Annotated in this window: 22 protein-coding genes; 14 read left to right on the top strand and 8 right to left on the bottom strand. The window is 55.2% G+C overall.

Annotated features, from left to right (window positions below):
* Positions 1-7: 7 nt before the first annotated feature.
* Both B3P58_RS12395 and B3P58_RS12390 read right to left on the bottom strand, forming a co-directional pair.
* Positions 8-823: a DODA-type extradiol aromatic ring-opening family dioxygenase gene (locus B3P58_RS12395; RefSeq protein WP_286717821.1), complete on the bottom strand. Its 816-nt coding sequence runs from the start codon at positions 821-823 to the stop codon at positions 8-10.
* A gap of 10 nt (positions 824-833) precedes the next feature.
* Entirely contained in the window at positions 834-2,006 is a 1,173-nt protein-coding gene (locus B3P58_RS12390; protein ID WP_286717820.1) for a YbfB/YjiJ family MFS transporter, read from the bottom strand.
* A 181-nt stretch (positions 2,007-2,187) separates the two neighbouring features.
* Here B3P58_RS12390 and rsmG point away from each other — a divergent pair, with 181 nt between their 5' ends.
* The 3 genes from rsmG to B3P58_RS12375 are packed head-to-tail and all read left to right on the top strand — an operon-like array spanning position 2,188 to position 4,592.
* A complete protein-coding gene (gene rsmG / locus B3P58_RS12385; protein WP_225691254.1) occupies positions 2,188-2,841 on the top strand; it encodes a 16S rRNA (guanine(527)-N(7))-methyltransferase RsmG in 654 nt (217 codons plus the stop codon).
* Between the two features lie 37 nt (positions 2,842-2,878).
* On the top strand, positions 2,879-3,661 hold the full coding sequence (locus B3P58_RS12380) for a ParA family protein (protein WP_260997897.1): 783 nt from the start codon (positions 2,879-2,881) through the stop codon (positions 3,659-3,661).
* A gap of 25 nt (positions 3,662-3,686) precedes the next feature.
* On the top strand, positions 3,687-4,592 hold the full coding sequence (locus tag B3P58_RS12375) for a ParB/RepB/Spo0J family partition protein (protein ID WP_286717816.1): 906 nt from the start codon (positions 3,687-3,689) through the stop codon (positions 4,590-4,592).
* 1 nt (position 4,593) lies between these two features.
* On the opposite strand, the gene B3P58_RS12370 is transcribed toward B3P58_RS12375, so the two are convergent.
* On the bottom strand, positions 4,594-5,520 hold the full coding sequence (locus tag B3P58_RS12370; RefSeq protein WP_286717814.1) for a M43 family zinc metalloprotease: 927 nt from the start codon (positions 5,518-5,520) through the stop codon (positions 4,594-4,596).
* 372 nt (positions 5,521-5,892) lie between these two features.
* Here B3P58_RS12370 and B3P58_RS12365 point away from each other — a divergent pair, with 372 nt between their 5' ends.
* The 10 genes from B3P58_RS12365 to B3P58_RS12320 all read left to right on the top strand — a co-directional run bounded on the left by B3P58_RS12365 (position 5,893) and on the right by B3P58_RS12320 (position 14,007).
* Positions 5,893-6,261: a F0F1 ATP synthase subunit I gene (locus tag B3P58_RS12365; protein WP_145467405.1), complete on the top strand. Its 369-nt coding sequence runs from the start codon at positions 5,893-5,895 to the stop codon at positions 6,259-6,261.
* Positions 6,262-6,284: 23 nt separating this feature from the next.
* Positions 6,285-7,184, top strand: a complete 900-nt coding sequence (gene atpB, locus B3P58_RS12360; protein ID WP_145467407.1) for a F0F1 ATP synthase subunit A — start codon at positions 6,285-6,287, stop codon at positions 7,182-7,184.
* Positions 7,185-7,234: 50 nt separating this feature from the next.
* Entirely contained in the window at positions 7,235-7,462 is a 228-nt protein-coding gene (gene atpE, locus B3P58_RS12355) for a F0F1 ATP synthase subunit C (protein ID WP_414716572.1), read from the top strand.
* 51 nt (positions 7,463-7,513) lie between these two features.
* The gene (locus B3P58_RS12350) at positions 7,514-7,984 is read left to right on the top strand and encodes a F0F1 ATP synthase subunit B (protein WP_145467409.1); all 471 of its coding nucleotides are present in this window, start codon (positions 7,514-7,516) and stop codon (positions 7,982-7,984) included.
* An 11-nt stretch (positions 7,985-7,995) separates the two neighbouring features.
* A complete protein-coding gene (locus B3P58_RS12345) occupies positions 7,996-8,532 on the top strand; it encodes a F0F1 ATP synthase subunit delta (protein WP_145467411.1) in 537 nt (178 codons plus the stop codon).
* 15 nt (positions 8,533-8,547) lie between these two features.
* On the top strand, positions 8,548-10,092 hold the full coding sequence (gene atpA / locus B3P58_RS12340; RefSeq protein WP_145467413.1) for a F0F1 ATP synthase subunit alpha: 1,545 nt from the start codon (positions 8,548-8,550) through the stop codon (positions 10,090-10,092).
* Positions 10,093-10,156: 64 nt separating this feature from the next.
* Positions 10,157-11,017, top strand: coding sequence for a F0F1 ATP synthase subunit gamma (gene atpG / locus B3P58_RS12335; protein ID WP_225691250.1), 861 nt, complete (start codon positions 10,157-10,159; stop codon positions 11,015-11,017).
* 40 nt (positions 11,018-11,057) lie between these two features.
* Positions 11,058-12,452: a F0F1 ATP synthase subunit beta gene (gene atpD / locus B3P58_RS12330; protein WP_145467417.1), complete on the top strand. Its 1,395-nt coding sequence runs from the start codon at positions 11,058-11,060 to the stop codon at positions 12,450-12,452.
* 66 nt (positions 12,453-12,518) lie between these two features.
* Complete coding sequence (locus B3P58_RS12325; RefSeq protein ID WP_260976030.1) at positions 12,519-12,947, top strand: F0F1 ATP synthase subunit epsilon; 429 nt, start codon at positions 12,519-12,521, stop codon at positions 12,945-12,947.
* Positions 12,948-13,413: 466 nt separating this feature from the next.
* Positions 13,414-14,007, top strand: a complete 594-nt coding sequence (locus tag B3P58_RS12320) for an outer membrane beta-barrel protein (protein ID WP_286717807.1) — start codon at positions 13,414-13,416, stop codon at positions 14,005-14,007.
* A 47-nt stretch (positions 14,008-14,054) separates the two neighbouring features.
* Here the strand turns inward: B3P58_RS12320 and B3P58_RS12315 are convergent, their stop codons facing one another.
* Positions 14,055-14,909 (bottom strand): crotonase/enoyl-CoA hydratase family protein, encoded by an 855-nt coding sequence (locus B3P58_RS12315; RefSeq protein WP_286717806.1) that lies wholly within the window; start codon positions 14,907-14,909, stop codon positions 14,055-14,057.
* Between the two features lie 156 nt (positions 14,910-15,065).
* Between B3P58_RS12315 and B3P58_RS12310 the strand changes: the two genes are divergently transcribed.
* Entirely contained in the window at positions 15,066-15,992 is a 927-nt protein-coding gene (locus tag B3P58_RS12310) for a LysR family transcriptional regulator (RefSeq protein ID WP_286717805.1), read from the top strand.
* On the opposite strand, the gene B3P58_RS12305 is transcribed toward B3P58_RS12310, so the two are convergent.
* The 4 genes from B3P58_RS12305 to B3P58_RS12290 all read right to left on the bottom strand — a co-directional run.
* Positions 15,989-17,131, bottom strand: coding sequence for a hypothetical protein (locus B3P58_RS12305; RefSeq protein WP_286717803.1), 1,143 nt, complete (start codon positions 17,129-17,131; stop codon positions 15,989-15,991). The genes B3P58_RS12310 and B3P58_RS12305 overlap by 4 nt on opposite strands.
* A gap of 125 nt (positions 17,132-17,256) precedes the next feature.
* Positions 17,257-17,697 (bottom strand): cyanase, encoded by a 441-nt coding sequence (cynS, locus tag B3P58_RS12300; RefSeq protein ID WP_145467426.1) that lies wholly within the window; start codon positions 17,695-17,697, stop codon positions 17,257-17,259.
* A 119-nt stretch (positions 17,698-17,816) separates the two neighbouring features.
* A complete protein-coding gene (locus tag B3P58_RS12295) occupies positions 17,817-18,731 on the bottom strand; it encodes a histone deacetylase family protein (RefSeq protein WP_286717801.1) in 915 nt (304 codons plus the stop codon).
* A gap of 9 nt (positions 18,732-18,740) precedes the next feature.
* Positions 18,741-20,543 (bottom strand): putative bifunctional diguanylate cyclase/phosphodiesterase (locus tag B3P58_RS12290; protein WP_286717799.1); only part of this gene is annotated, 1,803 nt, incomplete at its 5' end.

Raw genomic sequence — 20,543 nt, 5'->3', positions numbered from 1 at the left:
GTTCTGGTTAAAGCCCGAAACCAATCGCCGAGACGGCTTTGCCCATGATTTCTTCGCGATAAAAAGTGCTGCCCTGATCCGCGCCCGCGGCTCCGGCTACCATCATCATCGGCAGCAGGTGCTCTTCGCGCGGATGCACCTGACGTGCGCCGGGGGCATCGCTCCAGTGATTGAGCGCTGCAGTGCGCTGGGTTTCCTCCTGTGCTGCGGCGTCAATCAGCCAGTCATCGAAGGTTTTGGCGGCCGCCGCATCGCTGGCTGAGTCGGCGAAGAATGCACGCAGGTTGTGGTAGCTCAGACCGCTGCCGATGATCAGTACGTTTTCGTCACGCAGCTGTGCCAGCACTTTTCCGGCAGCCTGATGTTCGGCCGGGTTCAGCCCTTTTTTCAGCGACATCGCCAGCACCGGAATCTCTTCCTGCGGATAGGCAACTTTCAGCGGAATAAACACACCGTGATCCCAGGGTGCGTTGTTATCCACCGCCGCTCCGATACCGGCATCCTGCAGTAATTGCGCGGCCCGCTCCGCCAGTGCCGGGGCACCGGAAGCCTGATAGCGAATCTCATAGGTATGCGGCGGGAAACCGTAATAGTCGTATTCCAGTTTCGGGTGTGAGCCACCGCAAAAGGTAAATACCGGCGCTTCCCAGTGGGCCGAAATCAGCAGAATGGCGCTGGGTGGTTGCGGCAGACGCGCAGGAATCGAACGCAGCATGGCCGCCATGTTATCCCACAGCTGCGGGTTGCCCGGCCATTCCATAAAAAAACACGGGCCGCCGCCGTGGGGAATATAGAGACTTGGCTGGCGTTGGTTGGCTGACATCTCAGCGTCCTCAGTGATCGCGGCGTGCGGGTACCCACAACATTAATACAAAGGCCCATACCAATGCTGCAAATCCCCAGATAAAGGTGGATGACAGACTGGCTCCGCCTTCAATGCCGAGTTTTGCCAGCCAGGGGCCGAGCAGCTGGGTGAAGCCGTAGAGTGCAATAAGCGCAGCGCTCAACCTTGGTCCCTGATGCGGGTGCAGGCTGCGCGCCAGCCGCTGAGTCAGCAGCACCGCGCCTAAGAACGTACCACCGACCAGAATCGCACAGAGCCATAATCCCGCCGACTGTTGCGGCAATAGCAACAGCGCCCCGACCCCCGCCGCCTGAATGGCGTAGTTCCACAACAGTGCGGTTTTATCACCGATAGCGGCACCTAAATGATTCCACAGCCAGGTCGATGGCAGCGAGGTGATGGCGACTAACAGCCAGGCGCTGGGCACCAGCGTCAGTTGCCAGTCGGCCGCTACCGCCGGCAGAAAGGTCATCGGCAGAATGTAGCCTAACCCGGCACCGGCATAGGCCAGAAATAGCGGCGTGCTGGCGCGGTCCCAGAGTGCTGAATGATCGTCACCCTGCCCGGCCGGTGCATGGCCGGGTAAACGATGCAGATACCAGCTGCTCCACAACGCCAGCGGAATGGCGGCGATGGCCGCTGGCAGCCAGCGTTGCGGGCCGGCCAGCCAGGCGGCACTGAGTTCAACCAGCGCGCTGGAGCTGAGCAGGCCAATGCCCACCCCCAGATACATCAGGCCACTGAGTTGCGCCTTCTGTTGCGTAACCAGCCACTCCAGCACCAGTGCTGGTGCCAGCACAAAGACCACACCGTTACCTATGCCGTTCAGCAGGCGCAGGGTGGCGAGGATTTCGTACTGGCTGACGAATACCTGCAGCAAAGTAATCAGTGCATTGCTGGTCAGCATCAGCGCCAGCGTAATACGGCCATGGCCACGCTGATAGAGAAACAGCGCCAGCATCGCACCGCTTAAATAGCCGACGTAGTTCCAGGTGGCGAGGGATGCGGCCTGAGACAGTGTGATCAGGCCGTCATCAACCAACAGTGGCAGCAGCGGCGTGTACACAAAGCGGCCGAAGCCATGCACAACAATCAGCGATACCGCCGCAGCGATAATAGGCCACCAGTGGGAGGATGGCTGATGACTGGCAGTGGAATTCATACGCTGGCTCCGTTAATGAGTATGTGCATGATAGGGCTAACCACTGATAAGCCCAATCCGACTTAGGTTATGTCCGGAACAAGTCTGGTGAATGTAGGTTAAGCCTGCGGGTGCGCGTTTCCCGTCTGTTGCGGGCATATGCTAATATCCGCGGCCTTCTATCTAGCCGGTTTGATGCACCATGAATGCTGAAACAGATTCCTTAACCCGCCAGCTGGCGTACGGCGCCGAACAGATGCAGATTGCCCTGACGGCAGAGCAGCTGGGTGCGTTACGTGCCTATCTGGATCTGCTGCAGAAGTGGAACAAAGCCTACAACCTGACCGCTATCCGCGAACCGGAGCGTATGGTGGCGCTGCATCTGCTCGACAGTCTGGCGGTGCATCCCTTTGTGCAGGAAGCGGACAATATTGCCGACGTCGGCACCGGGCCGGGGTTGCCGGGCATTGTGCTGGCGATTATGAACCCGCATAAAACCTTCACCCTGCTCGACAGTAACGGCAAGAAAACCCGTTTTCTGTTTCAGGCGCGCACCGCACTCGGGCTGGATAACGTGACCATAGTGAACGATCGGGTCGAGGCATATCATCCCCCCCGGCCTTTCGATATGATTGTCAGCCGCGCTTTTGCCTCGCTCGCCGATATGACCCACTGGTGTCAGCATCTGCGCGCTGAGCAGGGCTGCTTTCTGGCGATGAAAGGGCAATATCCACAGGATGAAATTGCCGCCATCGCCGACAAATTCCGCGTGGTGGCTTCCGATGCCATCAGCGTTCCCGGTGTGGAAGGCGAACGGCATCTGCTGCGCCTGCTGCCGGTTAATACCAACGATTGAAGGCGGATCGCCGTCAGGCACTGAAGGAAGCTGAGTTGTGAGCAAAGTTCTGGCAATTGCGAATCAGAAAGGTGGTGTCGGCAAAACCACGACTGCGGTGAATCTGGCCGCCTCGCTGGTGGCGACCAAGCGCCGCGTGCTGCTGGTGGACCTCGATCCGCAGGGCAACGCCACCATGGGCAGTGGTATCGACAAGCACGATCTGGATGTCTCTTTATACGATGTGCTGACCGGCAAATGCCGCACCGCCGCCGCGATTCAGAAAACCGAAGCGACGGCTGGCTTTGATCTGCTGCCGGCCAATGGCGATTTAACCGCTGCCGAAGTGGAGCTGATGGATCTGCCACGGCGCGAAAGCCGCCTGCGCGAGTCGCTGGCCGAAGTGCGCCCGGATTACGACTACATCCTGATCGACTGCCCGCCGTCATTGAATATGCTGACGGTCAACGCGCTGGTGGCGGCTCAGGGAGTACTTATCCCGATGCAGTGCGAGTACTACGCGCTGGAAGGTCTGAGTGCTCTGATGCAGACCATTGAGTCGATCAAGGCAACTTCTAATCCGAAACTGGAAATCGAAGGCCTGCTGCGCACCATGTACGATCCGCGTAACAGCCTCACCGTTGATGTTTCCACCCAGTTGATCAGCCATTTCGGCGACCGGGTGTATGGCACTGTGATTCCGCGCAATGTGCGTCTGGCCGAAGCGCCAAGCCACGGCGTGCCGGTGCTGAGTTATGACAAATCCTCGCGTGGTGCGGTTGCTTATCTGGCCCTGGCCGGAGAAATGAACCGCCGCACCCGTCAGGCCGCGACGGCCTGAAAGCTGAATAAGGTTATCTGAACGCATGACAAAGAAAAAACGCGGCCTTGGCCGTGGCCTCGACGCCCTGCTGACCAGCTCGCGGGCGGCCGCCGTCGCCACTCAGCCGGACAACGCAGAGAACATTGAAAGCAGTGTGCCGGCTGAGGCCGGTGAATTGCGTCACCTGCCGGTCGAGTGGATTCAGCCGGGCCAGTATCAGCCGCGCAAAGACATTCAGCCGGAAGCGCTGGAAGAACTGGCGGCCTCTATTAAAGCGCAGGGTCTGATGCAGCCGATTGTGGTGCGTCCGCTGGCCAGCGCCGATGATCGTTTTGAAATCATTGCCGGTGAGCGCCGCTGGCGCGCCTGCCAGCTGGCTCAGCTCGATACCGTTCCGGCTTTGATTCGTGATGTGGCCGACGATGCCGCCATCGCCATGGCGCTGATTGAAAATATTCAGCGCGAAGACCTGAATCCGATGGAAGAAGCCGCCGCTCTGCACCGTCTGCAACACGAGTTCGAACTGACGCAGATGGAAGTCGCCGAAGCGGTGGGTAAAAACCGCGCCACCGTTGCCAATTTGCTGCGTCTGATGAACCTGAACGAAGACGTAAAGCGCTTGCTCGAACACGGCGATATCGAAATGGGCCACGCCCGCGCCCTGCTCGGTTTAAGTGGTGGCCAGCAGAGCGAAGCCGCGGCGCAGGTGGTCAGTCGTACGCTGACCGTGCGTCAGACCGAAGCGCTGGTGCGTCATCTGCAGGAAGGTAAAACAGAGGATAAAAGTGCCAGCAAGCCCAATCCGGATATTCAGCGTCTGGAGCGTTTACTGGGTGATCGTCTGGGCGCCAAAGTGGCCATCAAGCACAGTGCCAAAGGCAAAGGCCAGTTGGTGATTAATTACACCAATCTGGATGAGCTGGACGGCATTCTGGCGCATATCAAGTAAGTCAGTCTGCAGCGGTGTTACGACTGTTAAGCAACAGCGAATGCCGCTCCCCTCCTTCGTTAAGTACCGACCAGACCGCAGCTTTCTGACCCTGACTGAACATCAGCAGGCTTTCGTCACGGGCCAGAGACATATAGTTCATAAACATATCGGCGCTGTCGCAGGTTGAGCTCGGGTGGGAGGGGTTCAGACCGCCGTAATTGCTGCTGCTCAGTGGTGTATCACTGATGCCGTCATCGACATTGCAACTCTCCTGTTCACCGGCGATGTGTTTCAGCCCCAGCCAGTGGCCGACTTCGTGGGCGGTGGTTTTGCCCAGATGCAGCCCCTGCTCCAGTGGCGGTTCTGTGCCAAAAGCCAAAGTGGCGATAAGCACACCATCTTCTTCCGCCGGGTCGCCGGGCAGGCTGGCGCGTCCGGCCAGCCCAACTTTGCCATGGTGGTCGCGCATATCACTGACCCAGATATTGAGATAGCGCTCCCGTGGCCAGGGGTCTTTACCACCTAAAGCGCTGTAATGCAGATAGCGATAACCCCAGCGGTATTCCTCCGGTGCCAGCTCAATATTCTGCGTGGTGCGGGTAATTCCGGTGGTTGGTTGCCCCTGCGGGTCGGTTGTGGCCAGTTCAAAGCGGATCTGCATATCGGCGATAAATGGCTGAAACTCTGCCGGCACCTGGCTCAGGTCATCATTCTGGCGGTTGAATGCACGGTTCAGTGCGGCTATCTGCGAGTGAACTTTAGCAACGCTGATACGGCTGTCATCAGACGCGGGATGCTCCATGACATGAACCACCACCGGAATGGTCAGGCCGGCGACAGGCGTGTCGGGGTTTTCTGGCTGTGGCGTAGGGCTCTGGGATGAGTTATTGTCGCCGCCGCAGGCACTGAGCAGCGATAGCAGCAGTAAGAGGATTCCCTTCTTCATTGGTTGTTCCGGACAAAAGCAAAAGGGGCAGCCTATGCATGTGAAGGGCGAATGCAAATGGCTATTGATAGAACTCTGTGTACCCTTCGGAGGCATAAACGTCAGGATGCCACGGGGCGTCTGAGAGTGGCGCTCAGGCAGCATTAAGTAAGTCATCACTTTCTTACGTAAGCCTGACAAATCCTGACGTTGGGACTCGCGCCGCTCAAACTGGCGCGGGATTCAGCCTTTGCCTGACCTGCATCATACCTATTGGTCGAATTATTCTCGTTTTGCCCCCCGGTTTCGGTTGAAGCTGAAGGGTCGAGCCAATATAATCACCGCGCCTTAAAATAGGCTGTTGCAGATTTTTGACCAATTGTGGGGCTAAGGATGACAGGCATACCGCGTCCTCCGGCCTACCGGATCGTGATTTTACAACTGATCCTGACGGTTCTGGCCGCATTGGTTGCCTGGTTGCATAGCGATGTAGCCGCCAAGTCGGCATTGTTGGGGGGCTTAACCTGCGCCCTGCCTAATGCGTACTTTGTCTGGCGTGCGTTCCGTTATAGCGGAGCCCGGTCTTCTGTACAGATCGTACAGTCGTTTTACCAGGGGGAATCCTGGAAATTTGTGCTGACGGCGCTGAGTTTTGCTGTGATTTTTCAGCGCGTCGAGCCTCTGAATGTTCTGGCACTGTTTGCTGCGTTCATAACAGTGCAGCTGGGCCATCTGGCCGCAGCAAAGATAGCTAATTTATAAACCTTTGGAATTGAGAGTGAACAATGGCTGGTAACTCCCAAGAGTATATCTCGCACCATTTAACCAATCTGACCTACGGCAAACTGCCTGCTGGTTATGTTCGTCATAATGCGGATGGTACTGAAACTGAACTGACTGAAGCGACCTGGACTATGGCTCACAGCGGCCAGGAAGCAGCAGATATGGGCTTTTCTGCGGTACACGTGGATTCCCTTGGCTGGTCTTTCGGTCTCGGCGCCATGCTGATGTTTTTGTTCTGGCGTGCTGCCAAAAAGGCCACCACTGCGGTGCCTACCGGCTTCCAGAACTTCGTGGAAATGATCGTCGAGTTTATCGACAACACCGTTAAGGAAGCATTCCATGGCAAAAATGCACTGGTTGCGCCTCTTTCCCTGACTATTTTTACCTGGGTCTTCATGATGAACTTCATGGATTTGATCCCGGTTGACGTGCTGCCAACCATTTTTGGTGCTTTGGGCGTTCACTACATGAAGGTTGTTCCTTCTACTGACGTGAACATCACCCTGGGTATGGCTCTGACTGTTTTTGCCATGATGATTTTCTACTCCATCAAGGTTAAAGGTATCGGCGGTTTTGTGGGCGAGCTGACGCTGCACCCATTCAATGCGAAAAACCCTGTTGTCCAGGCGCTGTTCATTCCGGTTAACTTCTTCCTGGAATCGATCGCACTGATCGCTAAGCCGATCTCTCTGGCACTGCGTTTGTTCGGTAACATGTATGCCGGTGAGATGATCTTCATCTTGATCGCGCTGATGTTCTCTGCTGGTGCTTTCCTCGGTCTGCTGGGCGGTGTCCTGCAGTGGGCCTGGGCTGTTTTCCACATTTTGGTGATCACACTGCAAGCGTTCATTTTCATGATGTTGACCATCGTGTATCTGAGCATGGCGCACGAAGATCATTAATTTTTTTAACCCTTAACTCACTAACTTAACTTCTATATTTGGAGATAACTATGGAACACGGTCTGGTATTCCTGGCTGCGGCTCTGATGATCGGTCTGGGTGCTCTGGGCACAGCAATCGGTTTTGGTCTGCTGGGTGGTCGTCTGCTGGAAGGTACTGCTCGTCAGCCTGAACTGGGTCCAATGCTGCAAGGTAAAATGTTCCTGATCGCTGGTCTGTTGGACGCCGTGCCAATGATCGGTGTTGGTCTGGGTCTGTACCTGATGTTCGCTGCCTAAGGGTTCATGTAACAACGAACTTCCTTAATCAATGAACATGAGGGCTCTGGCGTGAACATTAACGCGACTCTGATCGGCCAGATCATCACTTTCGCTATCTTCGTGTGGTTCTGCATGAAGTTTGTATGGCCTCACCTGCTGGGTGCTATGCAAGAACGCGAAAAGAAAATTGCCGATGGTCTGGACGCAGCTAACCGTGCCGAACGTGACCTGGAACTGGCTCAGGAAAAAGCCGCTTCCCAGCTGCGTGAAAGTAAAGAAAAAGCTGCTGAAATCATCGAACAGGCTAACAAACGCGCTAACCAAATCGTCGACGAAGCTAAAGAAGCTGCTCGCGCCGAAGGTGAGCGTCTGGTAGCTGCTGCTCAAGCTGAAGTTGAGCAAGAGGTGAACCGCGCTAAAGAAGTTCTGCGCAAGCAGGTGTCTGAGCTGGCCGTGGCCGGTGCAGCCAAAATTCTTGGTAAGTCAGTTGATGCAGCCGCTCACTCTGAGCTGCTGAACCAATTAGCTGACGAGCTGTAAGCGAGGTTTCCATGGCTGAATTAACAACTCTCGCTCGGCCATACGCCAAAGCGGTGTTTGCTGAAGCAAGTGAGAAAGGTGCATTGGACGCCTGGTCTGCGGACCTGGCATTACTGGCAGCCTGTGTTGCCGATGCCGATATGGCAAAAGTACTGGTGCATCCGTCTCTGACTGCGCAACAGCAGGCACAGGCTTTAACCGACGTATGTGGCGACAAGCTGAATGAAGCAGCCAAAAACCTGGTAGCCGTTCTGGCGGAAAACAAGCGCCTGATGCTGGTGCCTGAAATCGCAGCTCTGTATGAAGAGCTGAAAGCCCAGTTGCAGAACACGGTTGACGTAGTCGTCACCTCCGCGTTCGAACTGAGCAATGAGCAGGCCGATAAACTGGCACAGGCCCTTAAAGCCAAACTGCAGTGTGATGTACGTTTGACCAGCGAAGTCGATGAGTCTCTCATCGGTGGCGCCATCATTCGTGCCGGGGACTTGGTAATCGACGGCTCCGTAACCGGTAAGCTGTCAAAATTAGCCGAAGCGATGAAATCCTAGTTTGAGGGACGATGCATGCAGCAACTGAATCCATCTGAGATCAGTGAAGTCATCAAAAAACGCATCGAAAATCTCGATGTGACTTCACAAGCCCAGAACGAGGGCACCGTCGTATCTGTATCTGACGGTATCGTTCGTATTCACGGTCTGGCTGACGCCATGTACGGTGAAATGATTGAATTTGAAGGCGGCGTATACGGCCTGGCAATGAACCTGGAGCGTGACTCCGTTGGTGCCGTTGTTCTGGGCGAATACAAAGGTCTGGCTGAAGGTCAGACTGCCAAATGTACTGGCCGTATTCTGGAAGTACCAGTTGGTGAAGCCCTGCTGGGTCGCGTAGTCGACACTCTGGGTAACCCGATCGACGGTAAAGGTCCGATCGAAACCAACCTGACTGCTCCGATTGAACGTGTTGCGCCTGGCGTAATTGCACGTCAATCCGTTGATCAGCCAGTTGAAACTGGTTACAAAGCGGTTGACTCCATGGTGCCGGTAGGCCGTGGCCAGCGTGAGCTGATCATTGGTGACCGTCAGACTGGTAAAACTGCGATGGCTATCGACGCCATCATCAACCAGAAAGGCTCTGGTATTAAGTGTATCTACGTTGCTATCGGTCAGAAGCAATCTTCTATCGCTAACGTAGTACGCAAACTGGAAGAACACGGCGCGATGGAACACACCATCATCGTCGCGGCAGGCGCGTCAGATCCGGCAGCAATGCTGTTCCTGGCTCCTTACGCCGGTTGTGCGATGGGTGAATACTTCCTGGATCGTGGTGAAGACGCTCTGATCGTTTATGACGATCTGACCAAGCAGGCATGGGCATATCGTCAGATCTCCCTGCTGCTGAAGCGCCCGCCAGGCCGTGAAGCTTACCCAGGTGACGTATTCTACCTGCACTCCCGTCTGCTGGAGCGCGCATGTCGCGTTAACCCAACTTACGTTGAGCGCATGACTAACGGTGAAGTGACAGGCAAAACCGGTTCTTTGACCGCTCTGCCAATCATTGAGACTCAGGGCGGTGACGTTTCGGCGTTCGTACCGACCAACGTGATCTCTATTACTGACGGTCAGATCTTCCTGGAAACCAACCTGTTCAACTCCGGTATCCGTCCGGCGATGAACGCGGGTATCTCTGTATCCCGTGTAGGTGGTGCTGCACAGACCAAGATCATCAAGAAACTGGGCGGTGGTATCCGTCTGGCTCTGGCTCAGTACCGTGAACTGGCGGCTTTCGCTCAGTTTGCATCGGACCTGGACGAAGCGACTCGCGAACAGTTGGAACACGGCCGTGCCGTTACCGAACTGATGAAGCAGAAGCAGTACGCGCCAATGTCCACCGCTGAGATGGGTCTGGTGATCTACGCTGCGACTGAAGGCTTCCTGAAAGACGTTGACGTGAACAAGATTCAAGCGTTTGAAGCTGCTCTGCTGAGCTACGCCAACAGCGTTTACGCTGAACTGATGGCGAAGATCAATGTGAAGGGCGACTACAACGATGAAATCGCCGCCGGTCTGAAAGAGTGTATTGAGAAATTCAAGAGCACTCAGACCTGGTAAGTCCGGTGCTGGCGGCCCGGCAACGGTAGCCGCCAGCTGGATTCACTCAACGTAGGGCAGCTAAATGGCAGTCGGAAAAGAGATTAAAGAGCAGATTACGAGTGTAAAAAGCACGCAGAAAATTACTTCAGCAATGGAAAAAGTTGCTGTAAGTAAGATGCGTCGCGCTCAGCTGCGCATGCAGGAGAGCCGTCCATACGCGGATAAAATCCGTGATGTGATTGGTCATCTGGCAAATGCGACATCTGAATATCGTCACCGTTATCTGCAAGACCGCGAAATCAAGCGTGTTGGTTATATCGTGGTGTCTTCCGACCGTGGCTTGTGTGGCGGCTTGAACAACAACCTGTTCAAGCGTGTTGCACAGCAGTCCAAAGAGTGGAAGAACAAAGGTGTGGAAGTTGACTTCTGCGCTATCGGCTCCAAAGCCGGTCTGTTCTTCAACAGCTTTGGCGGCAACGTAGTAGCCTCCCAGTCTCATCTGGGAGATGCTCCTGAGTTGGCGAGCCTGATCGGAGCGGTAAAAGTGATGCTGGACGCATTTGACAATGGTCAGATTGATCGTCTGTACATCATGCATAACCGTTTTGTGAACACCATGACCCAATCGCCAGAAGCGGTGCAGTTATTGCCCCTGAAGGCACAACAAGACGATTCACTGAAACACCATTGGGACTACATCTACGAGCCTGATGCCAAAGAGATCCTCGAAGGTCTGTTGGTACGCTACGTAGAATCTCAGGTGTATCAGGGTGTGATTGAAAACAACGCCTGTGAGCAGGCCGCGCGTATGCTGGCGATGAAAAACGCCACCGATAACGCTGGCGGCATGATCAAAGAGCTGAACTTGCTGTATAACAAAGCTCGTCAGGCAGCAATCACCCAGGAAATTTCAGAAATCGTTAGCGGTGCCGCGGCCGTTTAAGGCCCGGGAACACAGGTTTTAAGGTTAAGAGGAACCGAATATGAGCGGACGTATCGTACAGATCATCGGCGCCGTTATCGACGTGGAATTCCCACGCGACGTGGTGCCTAAGGTCTACGACGCCCTGACCGTAGATGGTACTGAGACAACCCTCGAAGTTCAGCAACAGCTGGGCGACGGCGTAGTTCGTACTATTGCGATGGGCTCGACAGAAGGTCTGAAACGTGGCCTTCCTGTAACAAACTCTGGCGCTCCAATCTCTGTACCTGTTGGTATCGAGACTCTGGGTCGCATCATGGACGTGCTCGGCCGTCCAATCGACGAATGTGGTCCTATCGGTGAGAAAGAAGTTGCTTCTATTCACCGTGCAGCACCAAGCTTCGACGAACAAGCAGCAAGCACCGACTTGCTGGAAACTGGTATCAAAGTAATCGACCTGGTTTGTCCATTCGCTAAGGGTGGTAAAGTGGGTCTGTTCGGTGGTGCCGGTGTTGGTAAGACTGTAAACATGATGGAACTGATCAACAACATCGCTAAGGCACACTCCGGTTTGTCTGTATTCGCCGGTGTTGGTGAGCGTACCCGTGAAGGTAACGACTTCTACTACGAAATGGCGGAATCCGGTGTTGTAAACCTGGACGACAAAGTCAAATCCAAAGTAGCAATGGTTTACGGTCAGATGAACGAACCCCCAGGCAACCGTCTGCGTGTGGCTCTGACAGGTCTGACTATGGCTGAAAAATTCCGTGACGAAGGTAAAGACGTACTGTTGTTCGTAGACAACATCTACCGTTACACCCTCGCGGGAACCGAGGTATCTGCACTGTTAGGCCGTATGCCTTCAGCGGTAGGTTACCAGCCAACGCTGGCAGAAGAGATGGGCGTTCTGCAGGAACGTATTACTTCTACCAAGACTGGCTCTATTACTTCGGTACAGGCCGTATACGTACCTGCGGATGACTTGACTGACCCAAGCCCGGCGACCACGTTCGCTCACTTGGACTCAACCGTCGTACTGTCACGTGATATCGCCTCTAAAGGTATCTACCCAGCGATCGACCCACTGGATTCCACCTCTCGTCAGCTGGATCCACTGGTCATCGGTAACGAACACTACGACGTAGCTCGTGGCGTTCAGGGTGTTCTGCAGCGCTATAAAGAGCTGAAAGACATCATCGCGATTCTGGGTATGGACGAACTGTCCGACGAAGATAAGCAGCTGGTAGCCCGTGCACGTAAGATCGAGCGTTTCCTGTCTCAGCCATTCCACGTGGCCGAGATCTTTACAGGTGCGCCTGGTAAGTACGTGTCTCTGAAAGAAACCATCCGTGGTTTCCAGGGCATCCTCAATGGTGAATTCGATGACCTGCCAGAACAAGCGTTCTACATGGTTGGTACCATCGACGAAGCTATCGAGAAAGCCAAGAAAATGTAACTTGGGCGGGTCAGGGAGCGAGTAGTGTAGTCCGCTCCCCGGCCTCCTCAGTCTGAGGGAAAGATTATGGCGATTACCGTCCACTGCGATATCGTCAGCGCCGAAGAGAATCTGTTCTCTGGCCTGGTAGAGCGTGTTGTGGCGTCCGGTGTACTGGGTGATCTGGGTATTGAACCCGGCCACGCAGCGCTGCTGACCCCACTGAAACCAGGTCCGGTCCGTATTGTTAAGCAAAACGGCGAAGAAGAGGTTGTTTACGTCTCTGGCGGTTATCTGGAAGTTCAGCCCAATACAGTAACCGTACTGGCTGATACGGCGGTGCGCGCAAGCGACATCGACGAAGCAGCGGCTATGGAAGCTAAGAAACACGCTGAGCAGGCGATTGAGAATCAGGGTGCAGACTTTGATTACTCTCGTGCGCTTACTCAGTTGGCAGAAGCTGCGGCTCAGCTGCGTACCATCCAGCAGATCCGCGCAAAACTCGGCAAGCATTAAGCTTTTCTGGTTTCTGCAAAAGAAACCCACCCTGCAGAAATGCAGCGTGGGTTTTTTTATGCCTGCTGGAACGCAGGTGCTGCGTGCATAACTATGGCCAGCAGATCCGCGCAAAACTCGGCAAGCGCCACCTGGCTCCCACGCTCTGCGTGGTAGCCCTTGCTGGCACAGCTGCATTCCCACGCAGAGCGTAGGAACGAGGAAAAAACTCGGCAAGCACTAAGCTTCCTTGTTTGGCTGCAAAAGAAACCCACTCTGTAGAAATGCAGCGTGGGTTTTTTTATGCCTGCTGGAATACGCAGCGTGCTGCGTGTATACACGAGTGCCAGAAGATCCGCGCTAAGCCCGGCAAGTATTAGGCTATCCGGTTTCAGCGCAGCAATCTTTTAGTAAACACTTGCACTTTATAAATATAAAAATAATGATTTGCATTAATTATTATGCGTGTTTTTACTAAGGAAAGTTTATGTTCAGTGTTGTTTGCCGTTGGTCTTTAATTTTTGCTGCAGGGCTGCTACCGCTGGCTGCGGTTGCTTCTGATGACCCTGTGCGTCTGTATCTCGGAATGGGGTGGGGTACAGGTGATGGCTCGCACGACTGGGAATACAGTAACCAGAAAATCAGTACCACACATTACGATCAGGATATAAAAGATTTTAAGTTAGGCATTATGTTTTCCCCGGCAGTACGGCTGGAGTTTGCCAGAACACAGGTCGATATGGATGTCGACACATCGCGGAATGATCTGAGCGGTATGGATCTGAATCTGTTTTTCAGCGTCGGCAATAAACCTGTCCGGCCTTACTTAACCGTCGGTCTTGGGTCCTACGATTACGACGATACTGCCTCTCTGGTGGCAGGAGATGATGACCTGAGCGGTACGGCCGTCAATATTGGCGTTGGCATCTTTGCTCCTCTGAGCGAGCATGTGGAACTGGACATTGGCTATCAGGAAAAACGTATTGAATGGCAGGAAATGGAATCAGTGACTAACGATGAGCGCTTAAATGTGTCGACTCGTATGAATTACTTCAATACAGGATTGCGCATTATTTTCTGAATGGCTTTCATTGAGTGAGGCGGAGTATGTACTCCGCCGCTGTCGCTTTACTCCTCAAACAATCCCTTCACGGCAAACAGGTCATCGTACTGCGCCTGTTGTTTCTGCGCTTTGGCCTGGAAGGTTTTCATCATATCGGTCGGGCGGAACATGCCCGACTGCCAGGTCGCCATATAGCGCAGGCTGTCTTCAACGCTGTGGTCACGGCTGTAATTCAGCATCTCTTTGCAGCCACTGACCGCCAGTGGCGAGTGTTTGGCAATTTCAGCTGCAATGCTCAGTACGCCGTCGAGCATGGCTTGCTGGGATCCATACACTTCATTAACAAAGCCCAACGCCTTAGCTTCCTGCGCGCTGAATTTACGCCCGGTATAGGCCAGTTCGCGTACCACACCCTGCGGCATCAATTTTGGCAGGCGCTGTAAGGTGCCAACGTCGGCGGTCATGCCCAGTTCGGTTTCTTTGATGGTGAAGTAGGCATCGGCGGAGCAGTAGCGGGAGTCGGCTGCGCAGACCATATCCAGCGCACCACCGATACAACCACCCTGAATGGCCGCCAATACCGGTAAACGGATCTGCTCCAGTGAGCTTAAGGTATCCTGCAATTGCATCACGACACGACGCAGATTCTCGGCCATACGCCCGGCGTCGCCGGTCATTGGCACCGCTTTCGGATTGGTGAACACGCCCAGATCCATACCGGCGGAGAAGTGCTTGCCGGTCGAAGAAATCACAATCACCCGCGCATCGGTCTGGGCCTCAATGGCACGCATACATTGCGGCAGCTCCAGCCAGAAAGCCTGGTTCATGGAGTTCAGGGCATCGGGGCGACACAGTTGAACGTGAGCAATGTGATTTTCGACGCTGACGTTAAAGCTCTGGAATTCAGGCAGGGCACTCATAGCAGATCCTTGTGATTGTCTGATGGCAGTTGTTATTGATTATGTTGACGCCGTCAATATAGGGTGAGGCTGTGTGGCAGGTCAAATAAGCGGCTGACTCCAGTGTGGAATCGCATGGTACTCTTATTGCTCTTGTGAATACTGCCGGGCCAGTGCATGCAGAAAATGAATCTTTCCCGTGTCGACCTGAACCTCTTTGTGGTCTTCGATGTGATTTACCGCGAGGGCAATCTGACCCGCGCCAGCGAGCAGCTGAATCTGTCGCAACCGGCGGTCAGTCATGCGCTGGGGCGTCTGCGTGAACGCTTTGATGACCCACTGTTTGAGCGCTCCGGCAAGGGCATGACTCCGACGCCGCTGGCGAAGGCGATTATTGGTCGTGTCAGAGCGGCGTTGCAGGATCTGGAATCGACCCTGACTGAAGGGCTGGCCTTTGATCCTGCCCAGGCCAGCCGTGTGTTTACTCTGGCTTCCCGGGATGTGATGGAAGCCACAGCGCTACCATTGTTAATGGCGCGCCTGCAACAACAGGCGCCGGGCATTCAGTTGCGCAGCGTGAGGGTGGCGCGGCGTGATATGGAAAGCGCGCTGTCATCCGGACAGATCGATTTTGCCGCCGATGTGTTGCTGCCCGTTGGTGATGATATTGAGCATCAGGCGATTGGCGAAGAGCAGCTGGTTGTGGCAATGCGCAACGGGCATCCGCTACAGGGAAATACGTGGAATCTGGATAGCTACCTGAGTGCCCGTCATGTACTGGTTTCCAGCCGCGCAGAAGGCCCGGGGGTGGAAGACTTCGCTCTGACGCGTTTGGGTAAGGTGCGGCAGGTCGCTTTGCGCTGCCAGAATTATTACGCCGCGATTCAGGTGATGCAGCAGACCGACCTGCTGCTGACATTGCCCGGCAGTTTTGCCAGAAGCATGGCCACCCGGCAGCCCGATTTCACCGTGTTACCATTACCACTGCCTCTGGCACCGTTAGAGATGCATCTGTACTGGCACCGTAAGGCCAGCCGTGATCCGGCGGTTATGTGGCTGAAGGAGCAGATGGCCGGGCTGATGCCCGGCGCAGTATCGGGTTAGGGCAGGGTCAGTGTTGTGCTGTAGCTGCCGGTGGCGGCAGGAGAGCTGCTGCTGCCACTGACATACGCGGAGGCTGAGTCCAGATCTGCACTCAGAATCAGCTGGAGATTATCGGCGGTTGTTGTCAGGTTGCCGAGAGCTTCGGACTGGGAAATCAACTTCACGCTGCCGCTATCCCGTGCCAGTGCACTTTTCAGGTTGCCGTTCTGCTCTGTCAGAAAAAGCAGGCCAAGGCCGCTGCTGCTTCGGGTCTGAAGTTGCTGAATCAGCTCGCTGGCTGCCGGAGCCTCGCCGCATTCCTGTGTTCCGCTCAGCTCCAGCGTCTGTACCAGGCAGTACACCGGCTGATTCGGCTCATCAATGTTGACGCCATTGTATTGGATGGTGAGGGAGTGCTGGCCAAGGGGAGCGGTGCTGTCTGATATTTTAATGGCCGCAGTACTCTGACCACTGAAACGGGTCTCACCAAAGCCGGTTGTGTAACCCGCTAAAGCCTGTCCTGCCATTTTGCTGTTACTGGTCAGCGTAAAAAATTGCGACTCATTGCCGTTAGAGTTGCTGTACAGAGGTAAAGAGAAAGCGGCCGTTGTATCTGGCAAGGTTTGGAACGTGCTGCTGCCTGCGGCGCAGTTGGCAACTTCCAGAGTGCCGGCATTGTCGCGGATTACAAAGACACTTTTGCGGCGGATATGCCTGGTTTCCTGCTCGGTAGGGATGCGTGGTATCTGCGTGCGTACATAGTCACTGACCATCACCCAGGTGCCGGTCAGGTCGGTATTCAGCTCGGTACGTTCGCTGTAGGCGGACAGGTCATAGGCCGCCGCTGCTGCAGTGTTGCCCAGTGTCTGAGTCGGATTAACCTCTGCTGGCGGCTGATAACCGCAATCGGGGTCGGTCGGATCACCACCGTCACCAGGATCTCCACCGTCACCAGGATCACCACCGTCGCCAGGATCACCACCGTCGCCAGGATCACCGCCGTCGCCCGGATCACCGCCGTTACCGGGATCACCGCCGTCGCCCGGGTCAGCACCATCGCCACCGGGATTGTTGTCGGGAGCAGAGCTGTGGCCGGAGTTGCCGTCGCCACCGCAGGCGGCCAGCAACAGCATCAGGGAGAAGGCGAGTAAATGGCGCAAAGCATTGTCCTTATCATTATTTTGTACAGAGCCTAATGTTGTACGCTGGTTCTGTAAATGCAGATCAGGATGCTTTGCCTGTTGTTTACGCGCCGGAGCAGTCAGCGCGCACTATGGCGGTCGGCTTACCAGCTTTTATACGGCAGGAATTTACCATTCAGGGTCAGCAGAACGCGGTCGCCTTTCGGGTCTTCGATTTTGTCGACTTCCATAGAAAAATCGATGGCGCTCATGATGCCGTCGCCGAATTTCTCCTGAATCACCTCTTTCAGTGTCTCGCCGTAGACGCCGACAATTTCGTACAGCCGGTAAATCAGCGGATCGGTGGGAACGGCCTGATCCCAGATTTTGGTGGGATAAGCGGCGAGGGCATTGCTGATTTCGCTGCCCAGCCCCAGGTAGTCGCTGATCGCGGCGGCTTTATCGGCAGGCGCACTGTTCATACCCAAACAGGCTGAGGTCAGCCAGACCGGCGACATGCCCAGGTCTTTGCCCATTTGCTCCCAGCTCAGACCCTTGCTGAGTTTGGCGGCGATGATGGTTTCCGTCATGGTGACTTTATCCATAAATAACTCCTGCTTCTGATTAAGGCGCCCGAGCGCATAAATGCTCTGCCTGGGTGCGTTTTCTGTCTTCAGACACCGGCAGAGGATGATCAGCAGGGAGTTAGCAAGGCGGGTGCCATTCAGCCCAGATACTGCGGATAGAGGTGAGCGGCGGTTTCGGCCACGATGGCGTGGCGGCGGGCGAGGCGTTCATGGTCGCGGTCATAGCCACCGCCAATCACGGTTGCCACCGGAATGTGGCGGCGCAGGCAATGACTGAGTACCAGCTCATCGCGCTGTTGTACGCCGGCCCAGCTGATATTCAGATGACCCAGCTCGTCTCCCTGCCAGACATCGGCGCCGGCATCGTACAGCACCAGATCGGGCTGCTGCTCGTCCAGTAACCGCAGCAGGGTGTTTTCCACCACTTCCAGATAGGGCTGATCGCTCAGATGCTGATCCAGACCGATGTCCAGATCGCTGGCGGATTTGCGGAACGGAAAGTTTTTCTCGCAGTGAATCGAGCAGGTAAAGGCCCGTGGCTCACTGGCCAGTATGGCGGCGCTGCCATCGCCCTGATGCACATCCAGATCGAAGATCAGTATTTTGCTGACTTCACCCTGTGCCAGCAGCGTCAGAGTACTGTAGGCCAGATCATTGAGCAGGCAGAAACCGGAGCCAAAATCGCGGTGGGCATGGTGTGTCCCGCCAGCCAGATGACAGGCCATGCCGTGCTGCAGCGCCAGCCGGGCGGTCAGCAGGGTGCCGTTGGGTGCGGTCAGGGTGCGGTCGATTAAGCCCTGGCTCCAGGGCAGGCCGATACGGCGCCAGGCCTTCGGGTCCAGTGACTGATCACAGAGCATGGCCAGATACTCCGGAGCATGGGCGATGCTGAGGTCGCTGAGTGTTGCAGCTTCAGGGCGGAACAGGTTATTGCGGCCGATCAGTCCCTGTTGCCGGCAATAATCGTGCAGGCGCACAAACTTCGACATCACAAAACGGTGCTGTTCGGGAAAGGGGCAGGAGTAGTTGGGGTGGTATACCAGTGGCAGCACAGCGTTCAGTTAATGACCGGAAGATGCCCTATTGTGCCGCACAAATTCAATGAACTCATCTTCCGCCAGTGGCCGGCTGAACAGATAGCCCTGATATTCACAGCAGCCCCGGTTCTGCAGATATTCGCGCTGGGCCTCATGCTCGACCCCTTCCGCAATGATCTCCATGCCGAGGTTTTGTCCCATCTGGATGATGGAGTCGACAATCCGTGCAGGGCGCTGACTGTCCTCGATATCCATCACAAATGAGCGGTCGATTTTCAGTTTGTGCAGCGGCAGGTGCTGCAGGTAGCTGAGGGATGAATAACCGGTGCCGAAATCGTCCAGCGCAAAGGTAAAGCCCAGGCTGCTCAGGCGCTCCATTTTACTGCGGATAATCTCTTTATCGCCGAGGAAAATACTCTCGGTAATTTCCAGCTCCAGTTGTGCTGAGCAGAGAGAGTGGCTGTTGACCTGAGCAGTAACGTAATGCTCGAAGTTCTCGTCCATAAACTGCGCCGGACTGATATTCACCGCGAGGCGGCGAAAGCTGTCGGGTAACCGGTTTTCCTGTCGCCAGCGTTTCAGAACACGGCAGCTTTCCGTCAGAATCCACTGCCCCAGCGGCAGAATCAGGCGGGTTTCTTCGGCGGCACGGATAAACACATCGGGGCTGACCGGCGTGCCGCGGTTATTCCAGCGGCACAGAACTTCGGCTCCGGTAATTTCACCGTGGTCGTTGAGTTGTGGCTGGAATACCAGGGTAAACGCCCGCTGCTGGATGGCCTGATGCAGGTCGTTATACAGATTCAGCTTATCCTGCGTTTCCTGCTGCATATTCTGGGTGTAGATACTGATGCCGCTGCGCCCCTGCGCCTTGGCATGGTACATCGCGGTATCGGACTGGCGGACCAGATCGGTTGCTTCATCCTGATCCGCAGGAAATACGGCAATACCGATACTGGCCGACAGATGGAAACAATGAATATCGATATTGAACGGTTGGCGGATCGCCGCCAGCAGGCGTTCGGCACAGTCGCTGCCATACTGCGCGGCAGCTTCCGGCGTGTCAGCCAGTTCATCAAGCAGCACCAGGAATTCATCGCCGCCCAGACGCGCGGTCAGGTCTTCATCGCGTACCAGTTGATTCAGACGCTCACCCATTTTCACCAATAATTTGTCGCCAACCGGGTGGCCCAGCGAGTCGTTGATGTTCTTGAAATGATCGAGGTCGATAAAAAGCACCGTGCCGAATTTGCCCACCCGGCGGGCATGGGCCATTTTTTTCTCAATATGCAGCAGGGCAAAGCGGCGGTTGGCGAGGCGGGTAAGGGAGTCGAAATTAGCCTGATACTCGATCTGTTGTTGTTTGCGTTTGACCTCAGAAATATCACGGATCAGCCACAGCAGGCCATTCACCAGCGGCTGGCCTTCGTCGTTCTGACTCAGTAGTGGCGTCATGCGCGACTCGATATAAAAGTCTTCGTGGCGGAACTCGGTTATTTCTATATCTTGCGATATCAGTGCCTGATCGCGGCTCTCGGTAACGCGCTCTGCTACCTGTGGCTGTAACCAGCAGGTGAAAGGCTTTCCGGTAAGGTCGGCATGCAGGGCTGGCAGCTGACTTTCGAGGCTGCCATAGCGGCCACGGATAATGCCGTCGTTATCGAGCAGAAAAGCCACATCCGGGAAGGCCCGGGTAAAGGCCTGATCACGCATATGCTGCTCACGGATCTGCTGCATGGAGTGTTGCAGGTGCAGGCTGAGATTGTTGAACGCGCCTTCCAGATGAGCAAATTCGGATGATGAGCCGGAATGAATGGTCTGGCCCAG

Origin of the sequence: Thalassolituus sp. UBA2009, from assembly GCF_002335285.1 — a bacterium.
In the GTDB taxonomy this organism is placed as follows: Bacteria; Pseudomonadota; Gammaproteobacteria; order Pseudomonadales; family Oceanobacteraceae; genus Venatoribacter; species Venatoribacter alkanivorans.
The sequence above is the reverse complement of the archived record's forward strand: the minus strand, read 5'-3'. Positions and strand labels throughout refer to the sequence as shown.